This window comes from Kineococcus sp. TRM81007 (assembly GCF_022669155.1).
In the GTDB taxonomy this organism is placed as follows: Bacteria; Actinomycetota; Actinomycetes; order Actinomycetales; family Kineococcaceae; genus Kineococcus.
The window spans coordinates 119,688-139,740 of the sequence record NZ_JALBVB010000034.1; the positions used below are offsets into that span (position 1 = coordinate 119,688).

Below are 20,053 nucleotides of genomic sequence, written 5' to 3' on the forward strand. Positions count from 1 at the left end.
GGCCGGAGGATCGGCCGGGCCCCGACGCACGTGTGGAGCCGCCCATGAGTTCAATGTAACTTGTGGTTCTCGCGGGTAAAGTAAGTCGAAACCACAGGATATGAACAAATATTGCGTGGACCCGTGAGCGATGACCCGGGCCGCTCTGCCTACTCTGCGCAGGTGCACGCTCCCCGACCCGGTGCGCGGCGGCTGTACCGCGGCGGCGCCGTCTACAGCCCCGCCGACCCCTTCGCCACCGCCATGCTCGTCGAGGGCGGCACCATCGCGTGGGTGGGTCCGGACGAGGCGGCCGGCGCCTGGACGCGGGGGGACGAGGAAGTCGTCGAGCTCGACGGCGCGCTCGTCACACCCGCCTTCGTCGACGCCCACGTCCACCTGACCGAGACCGGTCTGCGCACCACCGGGGTGGACCTGTCCGCGGCGCGGTCGGCGGAGGACGTGCTGGACGCGGTCACCGCCGCGGTGCGCGCGCGGCCGGGGGAGCTCATCACCGGTGCCGGCTGGGACGAGACCCGGTGGGCCGTTCCCGCGCTGCCCACCCGCGCCCAGCTCGACGCGGCCGGCGCCGGTGCCCCCGTGCACCTGTCGCGCACCGACGGGCACAGCGCCCTCGTCTCCACCGCGCTCGCCGCGCGCGCGGGCCTGCCCGCCGGCGGCACCGGGCACGGGGAGGACGCGCTGGTGCGCGGCGCGCAGCACCACGCGGCGCTGGCGGCCCGCTGGGCGGCGCTGAGCCCCGCGGCCGCCGACGCGGCCCGCCGCACCGCCCTGCGCGCGGCGGCCGCCACCGGCATCGGCACCGTGCACGAGATGTCCGCGGCCGCGTTCGGGCCGCCGGGGGACCTGCCCGCCCTGGTGGCGCTGGCCGGCCCCGGTGCGCCCGGCGAACGCGCCGCCGGCCGCGAGCCGCTGCCGGCGGTGGTGCCCTACCACGCGCAGGCCGTCACCGACGCGGAGGAGGCCCGCGCGGTCCTGGACGCGTTCGCCGCCGACGGCGTGGTGCTGGCCGGCCTGGGCGGGGACCTGTCCGTCGACGGTTCCCTGGGCTCGCGCACCGCCGCCCTGCACCGGGACTACGCCGACGCCCCCGGCACCCGGGGCAGCCTGCACCTGGACGCGGAGGCGGTCCGCGCGCACCTGCGGGCCTGCACGGCCGCCGGGGTGCAGGCCGCCTTCCACGCCATCGGCGACGCCGCCCTGGACCTGCTGGCCGGTGCCTTGCGGGCGGTCGCCGACGAGCAGGGTGCGGCCGCGGTCGCGGCGCGCGGGCACCGCGTGGAGCACGCCGTGGCCGCCGGCGCCGACGTGGTCGCCGCGCTGGCGGCCCTGGGGGTGGGGGTCTCGGCCCAGCCCGCGTTCGACGCCGTCTGGGGCGGGCCGGGTGGTCTGTACGAACGCCGGCTGGGTCCGGCGCGCGCCGCGGCGCTGCACCCCTTCGCGGCGATGGCCGCGGCCGGGGTGCCGCTGGCGCTGGGCTCCGACAGCCCCGTGACGCCGTTCGACCCGTGGGGCGCGGTGCGCGCCGCCGCGTTCCCGCACCGCGAGGAGCACGCGGTGTCCGTGCGGGCGGCGTTCCTGGCCCACACGCGCGGTGGGCACCGCCTGGCCGGGCGCGCCCACCCGGGGGTGCTGCGGCCGGGTGCACCGGCGACCTACGCGCTGTGGTCGGCCGGGGACCTGGTCGTGCAGGCCCCGGACCGGCGCCTGTCCGGCTGGAGCACCGACGCCCGTTCGGGCACCCCCGGCCTGCCGGACCTCTCCCCGGGCGCACCCACCCCCCGCTGCCTGCGCACGGCCGTCGACGGCGTGCTGGTGCACGACGCCCTGGACGGCTGAGCGGACGGCTGACCGGGCGGTCGAGGAACCTCCCACCGGGGCCCCGTCGGGTCGTCGCCACGCGGAGGTCACGCGCTGGACACACCCGCGCCGAGCGTCCGACACGCCGCGTCCGGGCGCGGATCGGCGGCGGACGGCGGTGCCCTGACCTGCGGCGACGGGCGTCACCGCAGGTCAGGGCCAGGTTGACAGCGCAGCGTGTCCGAGTAGCTTCGTCCAGGCAGCCCACGACGGGGAAGCCGGCCGGTCCGGCCGATCACCCGCCGCCGCAGCCGCACCACCTGCGACGGCGGGTGCCGGCCGACCGGCCGGAGTGGGCGGGGTCGGGTCCGCACGCCCTTAGACAACGGCGTGCACCTCGTAGCCGACGGGGTGCACGACGGCACGAGGGGCGCGGCGGGCCCGGCCTGTTCGCCCACCCGGCCACGTCCGCGCTGACCACGCCGTCCGGGCTGCCTCGTGCGGCCCGGCGGTGCGCGTGGACGCGTACCCTCGAGCGGTGCCCCGCATCCCCCGCCCCACCCCGGTGAGCACCCTCCCGCCGAGCCCCGCACCGCTGGGGTCGGCGCTGCTGGCGGTGAGCGGCGGCCTGGCCGTGTGGGCCTCCTTCCCCGGGGCGCTGAGCACCGCCGGCTGGTGGTGGAGCGCACCGGTGGGCGTGGCGCTGCTGACGCTGGCCACCGGTGGGGTGCGGGCACGCCGCGGCGCTCTGGCGGGGCTGCTGTTCGGGTGGGCGTTCCTGGTGCCGCACCTGGCGTGGAGCGGCACCTACGTCGGGTTGCTGCCGTGGACGGCCCTGGCCACGGCGTGCGCGGCGTTCTACGCCCTCCTGGGGGCGCTGCTGCCGCGCCTGCAGCGCGCGCGGGCGCACCTGGGGCCGCTGGCCGTGGCCTGCGGGTGGACGGGTGTGGAGGCGCTGCGGGCGCGGGGGCCGTTCGAGGGGTTCCCGTGGGGCCGGCTGGCGTTCTCCCAGGCGGACGCGCCCACCGTGGCGCTGGCCGCCCTGGGCGGCACCGCCCTGGTCACCTTCGCCGTCGCGCTGGCCGGTGCGCTGCTGGCCGCGGGCGTGCGCGCCCTGCTGCGCCTGCCGGCCCCGCCCGGGGCGGTGCGCGGGACCCCGCGGGTGCTGCCGGCGGCCGCGGCGGTGCTGGCCGCCGCCGCCGTCACCGCCGCCGGTGCGCTGGTGCCGCGGCCCACCGCCGCCGAGGACGGCACCGTCCGGGTCGCCGCCGTGCAGGGCAACACCCCGGCCGCGGGTCTGGACTTCAACGCCGAGCGCCGCGCCGTGCTGGACAACCACGCCCGCGCCACGCGGGCCCTGGCCGAGCAGGTCGCCGCCGGTGACGCGCCCCAGCCGGAGCTGGTGCTGTGGCCGGAGAACTCCAGCGACATCGACCCCTACGGCAACGCCGACGCCGAGCGCGTCATCGAGGGTGCCGTGCAGGCCGTGGACGCCCCGGTGCTGGTGGGTGCGGTCGTCGACGGCCCGGGGCGCTTCGTGTCGAACACCGGCCTGCTCGCCACGCCCGAGGACGGTCTCGACGGCGCCCTGGACGACCCCGGCCGCCACTACGTCAAGCAGCGCCCGGCCCCGTTCGCCGAGTACGTGCCGCACCGCGCGTTCTTCCGGACGTTCACCGACAAGGTGGACCTGGTCACCCGCGACTTCGTGCACGGCGACTCCGTGGGCGTGCTGCGCGTTCCGCTGGCCGACGGGCGCACGGTGCCCGTGGGGGACGTCATCTGCTTCGAGGTCGCCTTCGACGACACGGTGCGCGACGCCGTGCGCGCGGGGGCGCGGTTCCTGGTGGTGCAGACGAACAACGCCACCTTCGGCTACTCCGACGAGGCGGTGCAGCAGTTGGCGATGTCGCGGCTGCGGGCGGTGGAGTCCGGGCGCGCGGTGGTGCAGATCTCCACCGTGGGCGTCAGCGCGCTGATCACCCCCGACGGCGTCGCGCACCAGGAGACGTCGCTGTTCACCACCGCCGTCCTGCAGGGGGACGTGGCGCTGCGCTCGACGCAGACGCTGGCCACCCGCGTGGGCGCCGCACCGGAGCTGGGGCTGAGCGCCGCGGGGCTGCTGCTGGCGCTGACGGCGCGCCGGGGTCCGCGCCCGGTGCGCGGTCGCGGCGGCCGCGCGGGCACCGGCGCGTCCGCCGCCCGGCGCACCGGCACCCCGGTGACGCTGTGAGCCTGCCCGTGGGGCCCGGCCCTCAGCCCGGCCCCCGCCCCGGTGCACGCACGGCCACGGCCGGGCGGCGGGCGCGCCGCTGGGTCCCGGCGGTGCTGGTGGGTGTGCTGGCGCTGCTGGCGGTGGAGGTGTGGCTGCTGGCGCAGCTGTCGCACGTGATCACCGGTGCCGGTGTGCTGGCGCTGCTGCTCGTGGAGACCCTCGCGGGTGCGCTGGTGCTGCGCCGCGCGGGCCGGCGCGCGCTGGGGGCGCTGCGCACCGGCGCGCAGCCCTTCCCCGGGGTGTTCCCCGGTGTCCCGGCGGGTGCGCCGGACGCGGGCCGGGTGGGTGACGCCGTGCTCGTGGGAGCCGGGGGAGCGCTGCTGGTGCTGCCGGGGGTGCTCAGCGACGTCCTCGCGCTGGTGTGCCTGCTGCCGCCGACCCGGGCGCTGCTGCGCCGGCTCGCCGTGCGCCTGGTGCGCTCACGGGTGCGCCGTGCGCTGCGCCGGGCGGGGCTGGACCCGGACGCCGTCCCGGGCGCGCACCCGGGCACCGGACGGCCCGGGGCGCGCGGGCCCGTGGTGCGGGGCGAGGTGGTGGACGAGGACTCGGTGGACGAGGACTCGGTGGACGGCGAGGTCGTCGAGGGCGAGCTCGTCGACGACGACCGCGACGTGCCCGGCTCGTGGGAGCGGCGCGGCCACCGCGGGTGAGTCGGCCCGCACAGCCCCCCGGAACGCGCCGGGGCCGGCCCACCGTCGCGGTGGGCCGGCCCCGTCTCGCCGGTGCGCTGCTCAGGCGCTGCGCTTGATGAGCTCCCGGCTGCGCAGCAGCTCCAGGCGCTCGTCCAGCAGGACCTCCAGCTCGGCGATGGTGCGCCGCTCCAGGAGCATGTCCCAGTGCGTGCGCGCGGGCTTGCCGTTCTTCTTCTCGGGGGCTTCGGTGTCGGTGCGCAGCGCCTCCGCCCCGCAACGGCACTCCCACAGCGCGGGCACGTCGGCTTCCAGCGACATGGGCACCACGGTGGTGTGGCCGTTGGGGCAGTGGTAGCTGATCTGCTGGCGCTCGGCCAGTTCGACGCCGGACTCGCTCTCGAGACTGGCGGCCCCGAGACGGGACCCCCGCAGGTTGCGCTCGCTCATGTGACCTCCCCACGTACGGTTCCCTGCCCTCCCGCGGACCCGGGGGGAAGGGGACTCGCCGGGTAGAACGCCGCGCGGAGGGCGCCTGTTCCTGCGCGAGGTCGGCGAACGTGTGGAGGTCGTGTGCGCAGCGGAGTGATGAAGTAGCTCAGAGTCATGTAGTTGTGGCCGCACGTAGTGCTGCGCCGCGCCCCTCAGCTCGGCTCCGCCGCGACCTGCTCGACCTGCTCGACCTGGCCGGCCTGCCGGGCCCCGGCCGCCACGTCCACGCGCGCCAGCAGCCACGCACCCACCACGAAGAACACCAGCAGCGCCACCAGCGCCGGCCGGTAGGAGCCCGTCAGCTGCGCGACCAGCCCGAACACCAGGGTGCCCAGCCAGCTCGTGCCGCGCTCACCGGCCTGGTAGAGGGCGAAGTACTCCGCCTCGGCGCCCACGGGCACCAGGCGGCTGAACATCGAGCGCGCCAGCGCCTGCGTGCCGCCGAGGACCAGCCCGATGAGCACCGCCAGCGCCAGCCACGCCCCGAACGCCCCGCGCGGCACCGCGAACGCCGCCAGCACCACCAGCACCCACAGCCCCAGCCCGCCCAGCACGGCGCGCTGCGCACCCACCCGCCGCGCCGCCCAGCCGAAGGCCAGGGCACCGCCGAACGCCACGCCCTGCACGATCAGCACGGTCGTGATCAGCTGCGCCGAGCCGAAGCCGAGCTCCTCCTGCCCGTACACGCTCGCGGCCGCCACCACCGTCTGGATGCCGTCGTTGAACACCCAGTACGCCAGCAGGAAGCGCAGCGCCTGCGGGTAGCCGCGCAGGCCGCGCAGCGTGCGCACCAACTGCCGCAGCGGCGCCACCACCGCCCCGGTCCGCCCACCCCCGGTGCGAGCGCCGCCGTCCGACGGCACCGCCCGCGGCGGCAGGTTCCGCAGGCCCAGCACGGGCACGAGCGTGAACACCCCCCACCACAGGCCCGCCGACGCCAGCGACACGCGCACCGCGCCCTCGTCGTCCAGTCCCAGCGCGCCCGGGGAGGAGACCACCGCCAGGTTCAGCCCCAGCAGCAGGAAACCCGCCAGGTACCCGGCCGCCCACCCGCGCGAGGAGACCGCGTCACGCTCCGCGGGCTCCGCCACGTCGCACAGCAAGGCGTCGTTGACCACGCTGGAGGCCGTCAGCGACAGCGTCGCCACCACCGCCAGCAGCACCCCCAGCTCCCACCGGTCCCCGCCCAGCGCCACCATCGCGGTGCCTGCCGCGGCACCGGGCCACGCGAACGCGCCCAGCAGCCGGTTGCGGCGGCGCACCCGGTCCGCCAGCGCCCCGGCGAACGGCAGCAGCAGCGCCGACAGCAGCGTGGCCACCGTCGTCGTGTACAGCGCCAGCGAACCCGGGGCCACCTGCACACCCAGCACCGACAGGGTGCGCGTGCAACCCTCGGTGACCGGCCCGCACGCCGCCCGGCGCGCCAGCACCGTCAAGTACGGCGCGAACAGCACCGTCTGCGTCGTCGTCACGTACGCCGAGTTCGCCCAGTCGTACACGTACCAGCTGCGCCGCGCCCGCTGCAGCGGACCCGGTGCCGACACGGCCGCAGGGGACGGCGTCGGCGGGGGAGGAGCGGGCGAGCTCACGCCGGCACCCACTGCCCGCGCGCCAGCAGCACCTCGCGCAGCACGTCCGCCCGGTCGGTGATCAGCCCGTCCACCCCCAGGTCCAGCAGCGCGTGCATCTGCACCGCCTCGTCCACCGTCCACACGTGCACCTGCGCACCCGCGCGGTGCACCGCGTCCACGAACGCCTCGGAGACGACCGCCACCCCGCGGTGGCGTACCGGCACCTGCACCGCGTCCACCCCGCCGAGGGCCGTCCGCACCAGCGCGGCGCGGTGCGCGCGCACACCGGCCAGCGCCGCCGCCGTCAGCGGCAGGCTCGCGGAGGTCGCCGGTGCCGCCCCGCCCGCGTCCCGCCCGGCCACCGCCAGCGCCGCCCGCCGCCGCCGCTCGCTGAACGACGTCAGCAGCACCCGCCCGTGGGCACCGGTGCGTCGCAGCACCTCGCCGAGCCCCGCCAGCGCCACCGGCGTCTTCACGTCCACGTTGAAGCGCGCCGCCGGGAAGGAGCCGAGCACGTCCTCCAGCAGCGGCACCTCCTCGCCGCCGTCCACGCGCGCGCGGCGCACCACGGACCACGGCAGCTGCGCCAGCCGCCCGGACACGTCGCTGACGCGGTCCAGCCGCTCGTCGTGGAACGCCACCAGCCGCCCGTCCGCCGTGGCACGCACGTCCGTCTCCAGGTACCGGAAACCCAGCCGCACCGCGGCCGCGAACGCCGCCGGCGTGTTCTCCCCGCCGTCGGGGGCGAACCCGCGGTGCGCCACCGCCAGCGGGCCGGGGTGCTCGCAGAACGGGTGCCGCGCCGGTGGCCTCGGCACCGCACCCGCCCGCGCCGAGAGCACCGGCGCTCCCGGCGCCGGCGACGACATCAGCCGACGTACTCCCAGTGCCACGGCTCGAACTGGCCGCCGCGGTTCTGCGCCCACCCCGGGTTGATCCACCCGTACAGCGCCGCGTTGCGGTCCATCCACTGGTGCTGTGCCGAGGAGGCGTTCTGCACCCCGCCGCCCAGGTCCACCGCGATGCCCAGCCCGTGCCGGCTGGTGCCCGGACGCGCCGCCAGACCCGGCTTGCGCCGCGCCACGTCGATCTGCCCCGCCAGCGTCCGGTAGGAGTCCGTCACCGACAACGGGGTTCCGAACGCCTCCGAGTACGCCTGGCTGAGCCGGTTGAACGCCTCGGCCGCGTCCGCGCGCAGCACGTGACCGGGTGCGGCCCAGATCGGGCACAGCGCGCTGCGCGGGATCAACCCGTTGGCGTACCCCGCCGTGGACGCACCCGCGCACTCGCCGACCGGCCCGACCAGCTCGCCGGACACCGACGTGCCCGACGCACCCGCGGTGGCGGCGGCCGCGGCCGCGCGCGCCTCCGCCTCCAGCTTCGCCTTCTCCAGGTTCGCCGCGCGCTGCTCGTCGGTCAGCGCCGTGCCCGCCGCCGTCTGCTGCAGCGTCGCCAGCCCAGCCACCTCATCGCGCTGGCGCGCCACGAGCGCGTCGGCCTCCTGCTTGGCGGCCACCGCCAGCTCCGCCTGCGTGCGCGCCTCGGCGGCCGCCGCCTCGGCGCGCGCGGTGGCGTCGGCCTGCACCCGCTGCGCCTCCTCGTAGGCGTCCACCGCGCTGCTGCGCCCGTCACCGATGCGCTTGACGGACGCCAGCGCACTGGCCGTCTCGTCCGTCGGGGTCTGCTGCAGCGCGGTCACCAGGCTCGAGTACTCCCGCAGCGACCCGCCCTCGCGGTACGCCTGCGAGGCCCACTGCCCCAGGTCCTTCTTGCCCTCCGCCAGCGTGGCCTCCGCCTCCGCCAGCCGCTGGCGCTGCGCGGCCTCCTCGGCCACCGCGGCGGCCTGGGCCTCCATCGCCGTCTGGTACCGCTCCAGCGCCGCACCCGCCTGCGCGGCCAGCGCGTCCAGCGCGGCCTGCGCCGCCGCCAGCTGCTCCTGCGCCGAGTCGGCCGCCGCCCGCGACCGCTCCGCCGCCTCGCGCGCGGCCGTCAGCTCCTCCGCCGAGGGGGCCTGCACGGCACCCACCGGAGAGGCCACCGCCGCACCCTGCGGCACCCCCACACCCAGGCAGCCCGCGCCCAGCGCCGCGAACGCCAGCAGCGCCACGGGACGGCGGGCGCGCCGGCTGCGCCCACCGGGACGGACCGGGCCGGCGGCGCAGGCGCTCGCGGGGGAGGAGGGGGCGACGACGTCGCGGGAGGGCATCAGCACGATCAGCACGTCCAGGGGGTCGGGGGCGCGGGTCTGGTCAGCGAGCGGACTCGGTCGGCGGCAGGCACCTGGCTGGCCCGGCGCCGGAACGACACCGGTGTGGAGGACCCGTGCAGGCCCGTCCGGCCGGGAGACTACCCCCCGCGGTGTCGGCAGCTCGACCACCGACACGAAGCTGTGGACACCCGCTGTGACAACTTTCACACCCACAGGCACCGACGGAGCCTGCCGGAGGCCACCCCCGCACCCGCGGCCCGCAGCTGGCAGAGTCGCACCGTGCAGCCCGGCCGAACGACACCCGGCCCCACCGGTCCCGCGGGTGAACCCGCTGCGTCCACCCCGCCTCCCGGTACCCTGCCCGCTGTCGCCGCCGCCGCCGCGGACGACGCGGGCGGTGTCGACCCCGCCCTCCTCGGCGACTTCCTCGACGCCGTCTGGACCGCCGTCCTGGACCGCCGCCGGCTGCCCGCCCACCGCACCGCCCGCTACCGCGCGGTCGGCGAGCAGGCCGCCGGGGCCGGCGTCGCCCTGCGCGCGCTGCTGGACCTCTACCTGTCCGCCGCCTGGCGCCTGTGGCGGCACCTGCCGCCCGTGGCCGGTGCCGCCACCGGCACCGACCCGGGCGCCGTCGTCGACGCCGGGGAGGTCCTCCTGCGCGCCTCCGACGACGCCGTCGCCGCCCTCACCGAGGGCTACCAGCTCGCCCGTCGCCAGCTCGTGCGCCGCGAGGAGTCCGCCCGCCGCGAGTTCGTCGACGACCTGCTCACCGGCACCTCCGACGCCGCCGGCCTCGTCGCCCGCGCCCAGCGCTACGGCCTGGACCTCGCCGCGCCGCACACCGTGACGGTCGTGCGCGCCGACGCCGCCTACACCGAGGGCTCCGCCCTCCTGGCCACCCTCGAACGGCGCCTGCAGGGCAGCACCGCCGATGCCGACGCCCTCGTCGCCACCAAGGACGGCGCCATCGTCGTCGTCTCCGCCGCCCCCGACCGCGAGGCCGTCCGAGAGGTCCTCGAGCAGCTGCGCGGCGTCCTCGGCCCGCCCGCCCGCACCGGCTGGCGCGCCGGCGTCGGCCGCCCCGGCACCGGTGGCGGGGCCGTCGTGCAGTCCTACGACCAGGCCCGTCGCGCTCTCGACCTCGCCCGCCGCCTGCACTGGCGCGACCCTGTCGCCGACACGGCCGACCTCGTCGTCCACGAGGTCCTCCTGCGCGACCGGGCAGCCGCCCGCGACCTGGTGCGCACCCTGCTCGAACCCCTGCGCGAGGTGCGCGGCGGGGCGGAGCCGTACCTGCACACCGTCGAGGCGTACCTCGCCGCCGGCGGCAACGCCACGGAGACCGCCCGCCGCCTGCACCTGTCCGTCCGGGCCGTCACCTACCGCCTGACGCGGCTGCGCGACCTCACCGGCGCCGACCCCACCGACGCCGCCGGCCGCTTCGCCCTGCAGGCCGCCGTCCTCGCCGCCCGCGCCCTCGGCTGGCCGGACGACACCGAGACGTGACCCTCCCACCCCCTTCCTTGCCGAGTCCCGGCAAGGAAGGGGGTGGGAGGTCGTCCGTCTCCCGACCGGGCCGGATCAGCCGGCGGCCCGCACCATGGAGGGGGAGCCCGCCACGCCCACCCCGGCGCGGCCGCGGCACCTGCGAACACGCACCGAACGACACGCACCGAACTAGGAGGCAGTTGGTGGAGCTCAACCTCGACGTGCCCCTGTGGGCGTGGGGGGCGTTCGCCACGGTCGTCGTGGTGATGCTCCTCGTCGACCTGCTGGGCCACCGCGGCGCCCACGTCATCGGGTTCCGGGAAGCAGGCATCTGGAGCGCCGTCTGGGTCGCCATCGCCCTGATCTTCGGCGGCATCATCTTCGCCGTCTACGGCGTCGACGCCGGCACCGCCTACACGACGGCCTGGTTGCTCGAGAAGAGCCTGTCCGTCGACAACCTCTTCGTCTTCGCGCTCATCTTCGGCTACTTCAAGGTGCCGCGCGAGTACCAGCACCGCGTGCTGTTCTTCGGCGTCTTCGGCGCCCTCGTCTTCCGCGGCATCTTCCTCGGTCTCGGTGTCGCCATCGTCGAGCGCTTCACCGCCGTCCTGTTCGTCTTCGGCGCCGTCCTGCTCTGGTCGGCGTGGAAGATGCTCAAGGACGACGACGAGGAGATGGACCCCAGCCAGAACTTCGGCGTCCGCCTCCTGAAGAAGATCATCCCCCTGAAGGACGAGTACCACGGCCAGAAGTTCTTCATCAAGGAAGCCGGCAAGCGCTTCGGCACCCCGCTGCTCGCCGTCGTCGCGGCCATCGAGGCCGCCGACCTCCTCTTCGCCGTCGACAGCGTCCCCGCCGTCCTGGCCGTCACCAGCGACCCGTTCATCGTCTACTCGTCCAACGCCTTCGCCATCCTGGGCCTGCGAGCGCTGTACTTCCTGCTCTCCGGCCTCCTGGAGCGCTTCCACCTGCTCAGCAAGGCGCTGGCCTTCATCCTCGCCTTCATCGGCGTGAAGCTGTTCTTCCAGGCGGGCCACGAGATCATCAGCCCGGCCATCCCGCACGTGCCCACCTGGCTCAGCCTCGCCGTCATCATCGTCTCGCTGACCCTCGCCATCGTCCTCAGCCTGCGCAAGCCCGCCCCCCACGTGGAGGCCGAGGAGCACGACCCCGCGCGCGACCGCGAGCAGGACGAGCTCAGCGCCACCACCGGCGACCGCGTCGACGGCAGCGTCGACGGCGCTGCCCGCGGCAGCGCGGACGGCACCGGTCACGACGCCACGGGATCCCGCGCCGCCAGCGGCGACCGGCGACCCTGACCCTCCCGCGACACCCGGGGGCCGGCNNNNCCCCCGGCGCGTCCGCCTCCCGCGCGGGCGTTCGCGGCTACAGGCCGACGCGGGAGGCGGGGTTCTCCTGCGGCACGACCGCTCCCTCGGAGTAGGCCACGAGGGAGGCGGGGGAGCGGTGCCCGCTCTGGCGCATGATGGAGCGCTCGGGCACCCCGTAGCGCACCGCCGAGGTCACGAACCCGGCGCGCAGGCTGTGCCCGGCCACCGTGGTCGGGTCGATGCCCACGGCCGCGGCTCGCCGCTTGACGACCTCGGCGACCGCCTCACCGGTCATGCGCCGGGGCTTGAGCGAGCGGCCGCCCTTGGTCATGGACCGGAACGCCGCCCCCGTGCGCACGCCCGACAGCTCCAGCCACGCCTCCCAGGAACGCACCGGGCAGGTCTCGCGGTGGCTGCCGTGGGGCAGGTCCACCTGCCGGGCGCCGCTGCGCGTGCTGTCGGCGGCGTCGGGGCGACCCCGCACCACGACCCGCAGCCCCTCGGGGGTGCGGGTCACGTCCTCGACGTCGAGGGCGGCGAGCTCGGAGCGGCGCAGCGCCCCGGCGAACCCCATGACCAGCAGGGCCCGGTCGCGCGCGTCCATCACGGATCCGGTCTGCAGGGGGGCGACGAGGTCCCCGAGGGTGCGGGTGAGCACCGCGTCCACGCGCCGGACCTGCTGGGTGGGGCCGTACCGGCGGCGCAGGCGTGTCCACGCCGCGTGCACCTCGTCGGCGGCGGTGGGCCGGGCGATCCCGATCAGGCTGTGCGCGACGCTGATGGCGGCCAGGCGCCGGCGCAGCGTGGCCAGGGTCAGCAGCTCCGCGTGGGCCTCCAGGTACGCGGCGACGGTGGGGCCGTCGGAGGGCAGCGCCGGGCGGTGCTCGGCGAGGCACCAGCCCGCGAAGTGGGAGAGGTCCCCGGCGTAGGCGCGCCAGGTGGCGGGGGCGCGACCGTCCCGGTGGGCTGCGGGCAGCCCCACGAACCACGCCTCGAGGGAGACGGGGTCGGTGGCTTCGGGCAGCGGAGCCGTGGGCGGGTCCCAGTCCGAGGCGTCCGTCACCGCCCCGTCGCGGTCGTCACCAGGAGTGATCATGGTTGCACTCTACTTCGTTCCACCTCAAGAGAAAATCTGGTTCTCGCGGGTAAAATAATGAAAAACTAATTCCCGAACCACTACACAGAGACGTGAAGGCGTGAAGTGGCCGTCGCTGATCGTCGTGGTGGAATGCCCGGCGTGTCCAGACCCCTCCTCACCGCGGCCACCGCGAGCTACGCGGTCAACTGCGCCCTCGGCACGGCCGTCGCCACCCGCCGGCTCGACACCTCGGGGTCCCGGTGGGTGCACCACGCGGTGTACGTCGCGACGGGAGTGCTGACGGCCGCGGCGGGGGCACAGCTGGCCTGGCGCCGGGACCGGGCACTGCGGCGCCTGCTGCCGGTGGCGCTGCCGCTGGCAGCCATCCCGGCGCTGCCGGCGAGGACGCGGGGGCACGTGCTGCTGGCTCTGGCGGCGGCGCCCGCCTACGTGGCAGCGCTGGCGACGCCGGTGGAGGGCTGAGCCGTGGAGCTGCTCGAGGCGATCCGCCGGCGACGCACGACGAACGGCCCGTTCCTGCCGGACCCGGTCTCCGCCGAGCACCAGCGCCTCCTCGTGGAGGTGGCCGGGCGGGCACCGTCGCAGCTGAACAGCCAGCCGTGGCGGTTCGTGCTGGTGGAGGCCCGGGAGACCATCGACGCGATCGCCCGCATCAGCGGCGAGAGCATGACGGAGGCGATGGGCAGCGGCACCTTCTTCGAGCGCTACAAGCGATGGTTCCGCTTCAGCGCCGAGGAGATGGAGCAGGAGCGCTCCGGGATGCTGTTCGACCGGATGCCCGCGCCGCTGCGGCCGTTCACGTCGCAGGTGTTCACCCGGCGCGGCCAGCGGGTGATCAACGCGCTGCGGGTGCCGCAGACGCTGGGGGAGGAGAACCGCAAGCTCGTGGCGGGCTCACCGCTGCTGATGGGGGTGATGCTGGACCGCTCCGAGTACCGGCCGGGGGAGCTGTCGTCGTTCTACTCGCTGTTCAGCATGGGAGCGGCGATGGAGAACGTGTGGCTGACCACGACGGAGCTGGGGCTGGGCATCCAGTTCGTCTCCTTCCCGATGGAGGTGCCGGGGGCGTGGGAGCGCGTCACCGCGCTGCTGGGCGTGCCGGCGGACCTGGAGCTGATGGCGGTGTACCGCATCGGGTACGTGCCGCCGGAGCAGCGCCGGCCGGCGATCGACTGGTCGAGCAGCCAGCGCAAGCTCGTCTCGCAGTACGTCTTCCGGGAGCGGTGCGACACCCCGCAGACGGGGTGGGACACCGCTCCGGAGGCCGCCGGGCGGCGGTCGTGAGCGCGGGCGGCTGAGCCCCGTCCGCAGGGGCCTCGGCGAGGCCCGGCCGTGGTGCCCCGGTGCGGGAGGTCAGCCGGTTGGGCGTGCCGAGGTGGCAGGACCGCCGTAGCGTCGCCGCGTCCGTGACGGGAGTGCCTGGAGAGGAGTGCCTCGTGGTCGACCTGCTGGCCTCGGCGGGGATGCGAGTGCTGGACGACGAGGACGAACCGGTGCTGGTTCGCGCCGACGGGCGTCCGGTGGAGACGTGGCGGGAGGACTACCCGTACCCGGAGCGGCTGTCGCGGGCCGAGTACGACCCGGCGAAGCGGGCGTTGCAGATCGAGCTGCTGAAGCTGCAGAAGTGGGTGAAGGCCACCGGTGAACGGCTGGTGGTCCTGTGCGAGGGCCGCGACGCGGCCGGCAAGGGCGGCACGATCAAGCGGTTCACGGAGCACCTGAACCCGCGGGGGGCGCGGGTGGTGGCGCTGGAGAAGCCGTCGGACCGCGAGTCCACCCAGTGGTACTTCCAGCGCTACGTGCCGCACCTGCCGGCGGCGGGGGAGATCGTGCTGTTCGACCGGTCCTGGTACACGCGGGCGGGGGTGGAGCGGGTGATGGGCTTCGCCTCGGACGAGGAGTACGAGCGGTTCATGCACCAGGTGCCGCTGTTCGAGCAGATGCTCGTGGACGACGGCATCCACCTGGTGAAGTTCTGGTTCTCGGTGACGCGCGCGGAGCAGCGGACGCGGTTCGCCATCCGGCAGATCGACCCGGTGCGGCAGTGGAAGCTCAGCCCGATGGACGTGGCGAGCCTGGGCAAGTGGGACGACTACACGGCGGCGAAGGAAGCGATGTTCGAGCGGACCGACACCCCGTTCGCGCCCTGGACGGTGGTCCGCACGAACGACAAGAAGCGCGCACGGCTGGAGGCGATGCGGGTGGTGCTCAGCCGCTTCGACTACGACGGCAAGGACGCCGCTGTGGTGGGCCGACCCGACCCGGCGCTGGTGGTGGGTGCGCGCTCGATCCTGGAGGCGGACCGCCGCCCGGTGCCGGTGGAGGACTGATGCCGGCCACGGCCGGGCACGGGACCGCGAGCGCCGGTGCGGTGCGCGCCGGTGCGGTGGCGCCGCGGTCGCGGTCCGGGGCGTGGGTGGCGGCGGGGTTCGGTGCGCTGCTGGGTGCGGTGGTGAGCTGGGCGGCGTCGGACGGGTTGATCGACGACACGTACATCACGCTGGCGTACGCGCGGAACCTGGCGGATTCGGGGCACTGGGGTCTGACGCCGCAGATGACGTCGAACGCTGCGACGTCGCCGCTGAACGTGCTGCTGCTGGCGGTCTTCACGGTCCTGGTGCGGCCGGTGGGCGGTGGTCCGGTGCTGGCGCTGGGGGTGCTGACCGCGGTGCTGGGGGCGCTGGCGGGCTGGTGGCTGCAGCGGGTGGCGGTGCGGCTGGGGTTGTCGGCGGGGTGGCCGGTGCTGGCGCTGGTGGTGGTGCTGCTGAACCCGTTCCTGGTCTCGGCGCTGGGGCTGGAGGTGGTGCTGGTGTTCACCTGCGTCACCGGGTTGCTGGCTGCGGGGGTGGCGGGGCGGTCGGTGCTGTTCGGCGTGGCGGCGGGTGCGGGGTTGCTGGCGCGGTTGGACGTGGTGGTGTTCGTGGTGGTGCTCGCGCTGGCGTGCGCGGGGGTGCGGCGGCGGCTGCCGGTGGCGGTGCTGGCGTGCGTGGTGGTGGCGGTGCCGTGGTTCGCGGTGAGCTGGTGGTGGCTGGGGTCGGCGATCCCGGACACCTTCGTGATCAAGACGTTGCAGGAGTCGTTCGGGGAGGGGCGCACGTACCTGCGGGGGTTGTGGACGCACTACGCGCCGGTCACGCCGGTGAGCGTGGTGGTGGCGGTGGCGCCGGCGCTGGTGGGTCTGGTGGTGCTGGGGCTGCTGGTGGTGGGGGTGCTGCGGCGCCGGGTGCGCGCGGGGGCGGGTGCGCTGGTGGGGCTGGGGCTGGGGGGTGTGGGGTACTTCGCGGTGTACAGCGGGCTGGGGGTGCCCCCGTACCAGTGGTACTACGTGCCGCCGTTGGTGGCGTCGTCGGTGGTGGCGGTGCTGGGTGCGGGGGTGCTGCTGGGTCGGCGTGCGCGCCGGCCGCGGGTGCGCGGTGCCCTGGTGGGTGCGGGGGTCGCGGCGGTGGTGGCGCTGGGGGTGTGCGTGCCGGCGGTGGCGTGGCCGTTGCCGTGGGCGTACCCGCCGGTGTTCGGCAACTACGCGACGCCGGCGGAGTACCGGCGGATCGGTGCGGACCTCGGGGTGCTGGTGGGGGACGAGCGGGTGTCGGCGGCGGGGGAGATCGGGACGCTGGCGTACAGCTGCCGGTGCGAGGTGGTGGACGCGTTCTCGGACCCGGCGGTGCTGCAGCCGCTGGTGGAGCGGCGGATCGCGGAGGCTGGGCCGGTGCTGGGGCCGTTGCTGGAGCTGAACTACGCCCGGCGGGAGGTGGGTGCGCCGCGGCCGGTGCCGTTCGCGCTGCGCTGGACGGACCCGGGGTCGGCTCCGGCGGGGCTGCCGTCGTGGTCCACGACGGCGGGGACGTGGCGGGCTCCGGGGGAGCTGGTGCTGCGGCCGGCGCGGGGGTGAGCGCGGGCGTCGGGCTCAAGTCGGCGGTGGTGGTGGTCGAGCCGTTCGGGTGAGGACGGGAGGTGCCCGTCGCGGAGCCGGAGGGGGGCGGTCGGCGGTGGAGGGCATCAGCGGGGTCGCGTCGCGCATCGCGGAGATCGAGGCGCTCATCGGGTCCTTGCAGCCGGAGGCTGTCAGGGGTGCGGGTGTCGCCGGTGCGGCGGCCGGGGGTGGGGCCGGTGCTGGGTCGGCCGGTTCGCGGGGCGGGTCGTCGGGGTCGGCGTTCGCTTCGGCGTTGTCGCAGAGCATCGCCACCCGGGCCGGGAGCAGCGGGGGGCTGGTCGCCGGGGTGCCGGCCGCTGCGGGTTCGCCGGGGTCGGTGGGCTCGGCCGGGGTCGGGTCGCCGTCGACGGCGGGGCTGCGCAACGCGGCCGGGGTGCCGCTGGAGCTGGTCAAGCACGGCAACGGCAAGGTGCCGGCGAGCGCGCTGAGCAGCATCGGGCAGGGCTCGCACCGGATGTGGGCGCCGGCGGCGCAGGCGTTCGAGCGGATGCGGGCGGCGGCGGCGCGTGACGGCGTGACGTTCGGGGTGACGGACTCGTACCGCTCCTACGACCAGCAGGTCGACCTGGCGCGCCGCAAGGGCCTGTACTCGCAGGGTGGGCTGGCGGCCAAGCCGGGCACGAGCGAGCACGGCTGGGGTCTGAGCCTGGACCTGGACCTGAGCGGCTCGGCGCTGGCGTGGATGCGGGCGCACGCGGACGAGTACGGCTTCAGCGAGAACGTGCCGCGCGAGTCGTGGCACTGGACGTTCACCGCGTGATGAGGCCGTGAGGCCGTGAGGGCGTCGGGCGCGTGGGGCGCGGCGAGCGCCCGCCCGGCGTCGGGTGGGCGGTGACACCCGGCAGGTCGGGGAGCGCCCGCTGCGCGGTGGCGGTGCAGTGCCCGCGGGTCATGCCGGTGACGCCGTGCGTGGTGGTGCACGTGGTGCACGTGGTGCACGTGGTGGATGTGGTGGGCCAGCGGCGGCCGCCGTCCACGACGGCACGGTGCTTCGGCCACCGGCGTCCGCGAGCGCCGGAGCGTGCGCGTCGTACCCCGGTGCGCGCTGCGCGGCCCCTACCTTTCGGGGCATGAGGCTCTTGCTGACCTCCGCGGGTCTGGTGAACGAGGGGTCGTGCGCGGCCGTGGCCGCCCTGGCGCGCCGTCCGCTGCCGTCGCTGGCGCTGGCCGTGGTGCCGACGGCGGCCAACGTGGTCCCCGGCGACAAGGGGTGGTTGATCGCGGACTTCGTGAACTTCCAGCGCGCGGGGTTCGCGCAGGTGGACGTCGTGGACGTCTCGGCCCTGGAGCCGCAGGTGTGGAGGGCTCGGCTGGAGGAGGCGGACGTGCTGGCGGTGACGGGCGGGGACACCACCCACCTGCTGCGCCAGGTGCGCGGCAGCGGCCTGGCCGGGGTGCTGGGGGAGCTGCTGCGGGAGCGGGTGTACGTGGGCGTCAGCGCGGGCAGCATGGTGACCGGCCCGCACCTGCGCCTGAGCCGGTCCGTGCAGGAGCGGCCCGAGGACAGCGCCGGCCTGGGGTTGGTGGACTTCCTGGTGCAGCCGCACCTGGACTCGCCGTGGTTCCCCTCCGCCCGTGAGGACGTCGTGCGCGAGGCCGTGGCGGGTTTGACGCACACGACGTACGCCTTGGCGGACGGGCGGGCCGTGCTGGTGGAGGACGGCGCCGTGCGCGTCGTCGGTGAGGGGCGCTACGTGGTCCTGCCCGGGGGCGCCGGGTAGCCCGCCGCTGTGGTTCGCCGCTCCGGGAGCGACGGCCGCGAGCGCCGATCGGGGTGCGTGGTGGGTGGCGGCGGGGATGATCGTCGGGTGCGCGCGTTGCGACCGGACCGGCTGTTCGCGTTGCCGTCGGGGTTGTGGGTGCTCGACGAGGTGCAGCCCGTGGCTGCGGTGCTGGACCCCGGTGACGGGCAGGTGCGGCGGGTGGTCTCGTGGGCGCGGTTGCCGCCGCGGCCACCGGTGCCGATCAGCCCGTGCGCGGTGCCTGCGGTGGTGCGCGCTGATGCCGAGGCGCTGTGGGTGCAGAACCACCGCGGTGGGCCGCTGGCCCGGGTGGGCGTGGGCGGTGTGGAGGTGGTCGCGTGGGTGGGGGACCGGTGCCTGGTCGCGGCCGCGGGCACGAGCGCGTGGTGCACCTTGGGCCGGTACGGGTCGGAGGTGGTGCCCGTCGCGCGTGCGGTCGAGGAGGGTGGTTCCGGTTCGCTGGTGCGCGTCGACGCCGACGGGCGGGTGCAGACCGTGCACACCGGTGCGCCCGTGCGCGACGTGCGCACCAGCGGGCAGGTGGCGTGGGTGCGGCTGGACGTCGCGCCCCTCCCGCTGCGGCAGGACGACACCGGGGGCTCCGGGGGGCGGCAGGTGCGCTGGTCCAGCCGGTGGGTGCCGTTGCCGGTCACCGGGGACCTGCCCGAGCAGGTGCGGGCCGGCGCCGGGCAGGAGGAGGAGCCGGAGGTGCCGGAGGAGCACCGGGTCGTCGACGGCCGCTGGCACGGTCACCGGTACGACCCGCACGGGCAGCGGGGCGTGGCCGCCGCGGGGTACCTGTGGCGCCTGGGCCGGCGCGACGACGAGAGCGGTGGGGGCGCTGGGCGTGGCGGGGCGGTGGCCGGTTCCACCGTCGCCGCCGCCTTCGGCGTGCGCTCCGCGAGCGCCGTGGCGGCCGAGCCGGTGTGCACGGTCGAGCTGGGTGCCCGGTGGGTTCGGGCCGCGGCACCGGCCGGTGACGCGCTGGCGGTGGTGGCTTCCTCCCGGGCCGTGACCGCAGCGGGCGCCGGGTGGCACGTGCTGGCGCTGGACCCGTGCAGCGGTTCGGGGGGTGGGCGGGTGCGGGTGTGGCTGTCCCCGCACCAGCTCGACGTCGGTGACGGCTGCTGGCCGTTGCTGCCGCGACCGCCGGAGGCGGACTCCTACGCGCGCCAGGTCCTGCACTCCTGGAGCCGGCTGGACACGTACTGGCGGGGGCCGCGGGGTTCGCAGCCGCTGGCGCTGGGGTTGAGCCACCCGTGGGTGCGGCTGGTGGGTGAGTGGCCGCACACGCACCTGGAGTGCACGTTCGACACCACCCGGTACCCGGGGTTGCGGGTGCGGCGGCGCCTGGCCCTGTTCGACGAGGTCGGGGCGATCGCGCTGGACGCCGAGGACGCCGCCGTGGCCCTGATGGAGGACCTCGAAGCCGGTGAGCTGCCACCGGCCGAGCGCGCCCGCGACGGTGTCCTGGACGTCTGACCCC

General features: G+C 76.0%; 17 protein-coding genes. 12 read left to right on the forward strand and 5 right to left on the reverse strand.

Annotated elements, in window-relative coordinates; all coding sequences use genetic code 11:
- Positions 1 to 243: 243 nt before the first annotated feature.
- From MN205_RS04400 to MN205_RS04410, 3 genes are all read left to right on the forward strand, one after another.
- Positions 244 to 1,839 (forward strand): amidohydrolase, encoded by a 1,596-nt coding sequence (locus MN205_RS04400; protein WP_374115841.1) that lies wholly within the window; start codon positions 244 to 246, stop codon positions 1,837 to 1,839.
- A 499-nt stretch (positions 1,840 to 2,338) separates the two neighbouring features.
- Complete coding sequence (gene lnt, locus MN205_RS04405; protein ID WP_242124663.1) at positions 2,339 to 4,033, forward strand: apolipoprotein N-acyltransferase; 1,695 nt, start codon at positions 2,339 to 2,341, stop codon at positions 4,031 to 4,033.
- Positions 4,030 to 4,725 (forward strand): FxsA family protein, encoded by a 696-nt coding sequence (locus MN205_RS04410; RefSeq protein ID WP_308220234.1) that lies wholly within the window; start codon positions 4,030 to 4,032, stop codon positions 4,723 to 4,725. Before lnt ends, MN205_RS04410 begins: the two co-directional genes overlap by 4 nt.
- Positions 4,726 to 4,806: 81 nt before the next feature.
- On the opposite strand, the gene MN205_RS04415 is transcribed toward MN205_RS04410, so the two are convergent.
- The 4 genes from MN205_RS04415 to MN205_RS04430 all read right to left on the reverse strand — a co-directional run bounded on the left by MN205_RS04415 (position 4,807) and on the right by MN205_RS04430 (position 8,988).
- Positions 4,807 to 5,154: an RNA polymerase-binding protein RbpA gene (locus tag MN205_RS04415; protein WP_242124666.1), complete on the reverse strand. Its 348-nt coding sequence runs from the start codon at positions 5,152 to 5,154 to the stop codon at positions 4,807 to 4,809.
- Between the two features lie 194 nt (positions 5,155 to 5,348).
- Positions 5,349 to 6,740, reverse strand: a complete 1,392-nt coding sequence (locus tag MN205_RS04420) for an MFS transporter (protein ID WP_242124668.1) — start codon at positions 6,738 to 6,740, stop codon at positions 5,349 to 5,351.
- A gap of 41 nt (positions 6,741 to 6,781) precedes the next feature.
- Positions 6,782 to 7,636, reverse strand: coding sequence for a glycerophosphodiester phosphodiesterase family protein (locus MN205_RS04425; RefSeq protein WP_374115834.1), 855 nt, complete (start codon positions 7,634 to 7,636; stop codon positions 6,782 to 6,784).
- Positions 7,636 to 8,988, reverse strand: coding sequence for a M15 family metallopeptidase (locus tag MN205_RS04430; protein WP_242124672.1), 1,353 nt, complete (start codon positions 8,986 to 8,988; stop codon positions 7,636 to 7,638). The genes MN205_RS04425 and MN205_RS04430 overlap by 1 nt, the downstream gene beginning before the upstream one ends.
- A gap of 267 nt (positions 8,989 to 9,255) precedes the next feature.
- Between MN205_RS04430 and MN205_RS21510 the strand changes: the two genes are divergently transcribed.
- Both MN205_RS21510 and MN205_RS04440 read left to right on the forward strand, forming a co-directional pair.
- Entirely contained in the window at positions 9,256 to 10,482 is a 1,227-nt protein-coding gene (locus MN205_RS21510; protein WP_242124674.1) for a CdaR family transcriptional regulator, read from the forward strand.
- A gap of 248 nt (positions 10,483 to 10,730) precedes the next feature.
- Positions 10,731 to 11,783: a TerC family protein gene (locus MN205_RS04440; protein WP_374115842.1), complete on the forward strand. Its 1,053-nt coding sequence runs from the start codon at positions 10,731 to 10,733 to the stop codon at positions 11,781 to 11,783.
- A 67-nt stretch (positions 11,784 to 11,850) separates the two neighbouring features.
- Here the strand turns inward: MN205_RS04440 and MN205_RS04445 are convergent, their stop codons facing one another.
- Entirely contained in the window at positions 11,851 to 12,891 is a 1,041-nt protein-coding gene (locus tag MN205_RS04445) for a tyrosine-type recombinase/integrase (RefSeq protein WP_242124678.1), read from the reverse strand.
- 141 nt (positions 12,892 to 13,032) lie between these two features.
- Here MN205_RS04445 and MN205_RS04450 point away from each other — a divergent pair, with 141 nt between their 5' ends.
- The 7 genes from MN205_RS04450 (at position 13,033) to MN205_RS04480 (ending at position 20,049) form a co-directional block, all read left to right on the forward strand.
- Positions 13,033 to 13,356 carry a hypothetical protein gene (locus MN205_RS04450; protein WP_242124680.1) on the forward strand — a complete coding sequence of 108 codons (324 nt, stop codon included), beginning with the start codon at positions 13,033 to 13,035 and terminating at the stop codon, positions 13,354 to 13,356.
- A gap of 3 nt (positions 13,357 to 13,359) precedes the next feature.
- The gene (locus MN205_RS04455) at positions 13,360 to 14,178 is read left to right on the forward strand and encodes a nitroreductase family protein (protein WP_242124682.1); all 819 of its coding nucleotides are present in this window, start codon (positions 13,360 to 13,362) and stop codon (positions 14,176 to 14,178) included.
- Between the two features lie 179 nt (positions 14,179 to 14,357).
- Positions 14,358 to 15,224 carry a polyphosphate kinase 2 gene (ppk2, locus tag MN205_RS04460; RefSeq protein WP_255817986.1) on the forward strand — a complete coding sequence of 289 codons (867 nt, stop codon included), beginning with the start codon at positions 14,358 to 14,360 and terminating at the stop codon, positions 15,222 to 15,224.
- Positions 15,224 to 16,783: a hypothetical protein gene (locus MN205_RS04465; protein WP_242124686.1), complete on the forward strand. Its 1,560-nt coding sequence runs from the start codon at positions 15,224 to 15,226 to the stop codon at positions 16,781 to 16,783. Before ppk2 ends, MN205_RS04465 begins: the two co-directional genes overlap by 1 nt.
- Positions 16,784 to 17,057: 274 nt before the next feature.
- Positions 17,058 to 17,585 carry a D-alanyl-D-alanine carboxypeptidase family protein gene (locus MN205_RS04470; protein WP_242124688.1) on the forward strand — a complete coding sequence of 176 codons (528 nt, stop codon included), beginning with the start codon at positions 17,058 to 17,060 and terminating at the stop codon, positions 17,583 to 17,585.
- A gap of 310 nt (positions 17,586 to 17,895) precedes the next feature.
- On the forward strand, positions 17,896 to 18,546 hold the full coding sequence (locus MN205_RS04475; protein WP_242124690.1) for a peptidase E: 651 nt from the start codon (positions 17,896 to 17,898) through the stop codon (positions 18,544 to 18,546).
- An 87-nt stretch (positions 18,547 to 18,633) separates the two neighbouring features.
- Positions 18,634 to 20,049, forward strand: coding sequence for a hypothetical protein (locus tag MN205_RS04480; RefSeq protein ID WP_242124692.1), 1,416 nt, complete (start codon positions 18,634 to 18,636; stop codon positions 20,047 to 20,049).
- The last annotated feature ends 4 nt before the right edge of the window (positions 20,050 to 20,053 follow it).

What these genes read in the sequence shown, in the direction of transcription:
- MN205_RS04400 (WP_374115841.1), top strand. Translation starts at nt 244, where the DNA reads ATGCTCGTCGAGGGCGGCACCATCGCGTGGGTGGGTCCGGACGAGGCG.
- MN205_RS04415 (WP_242124666.1), bottom strand. Translation starts at nt 5,154, where the DNA reads ATGAGCGAGCGCAACCTGCGGGGGTCCCGTCTCGGGGCCGCCAGTCTC.
- MN205_RS04425 (WP_374115834.1), bottom strand. Translation starts at nt 7,636, where the DNA reads ATGTCGTCGCCGGCGCCGGGAGCGCCGGTGCTCTCGGCGCGGGCGGGT.
- MN205_RS04440 (WP_374115842.1), top strand. Translation starts at nt 10,731, where the DNA reads ATGCTCCTCGTCGACCTGCTGGGCCACCGCGGCGCCCACGTCATCGGG.
- MN205_RS04445 (WP_242124678.1), bottom strand. Translation starts at nt 12,891, where the DNA reads ATGATCACTCCTGGTGACGACCGCGACGGGGCGGTGACGGACGCCTCG.
- ppk2 (WP_255817986.1), top strand. Translation starts at nt 14,358, where the DNA reads ATGCGAGTGCTGGACGACGAGGACGAACCGGTGCTGGTTCGCGCCGAC.
- MN205_RS04465 (WP_242124686.1), top strand. Translation starts at nt 15,224, where the DNA reads ATGCCGGCCACGGCCGGGCACGGGACCGCGAGCGCCGGTGCGGTGCGC.
- MN205_RS04475 (WP_242124690.1), top strand. Translation starts at nt 17,896, where the DNA reads ATGAGGCTCTTGCTGACCTCCGCGGGTCTGGTGAACGAGGGGTCGTGC.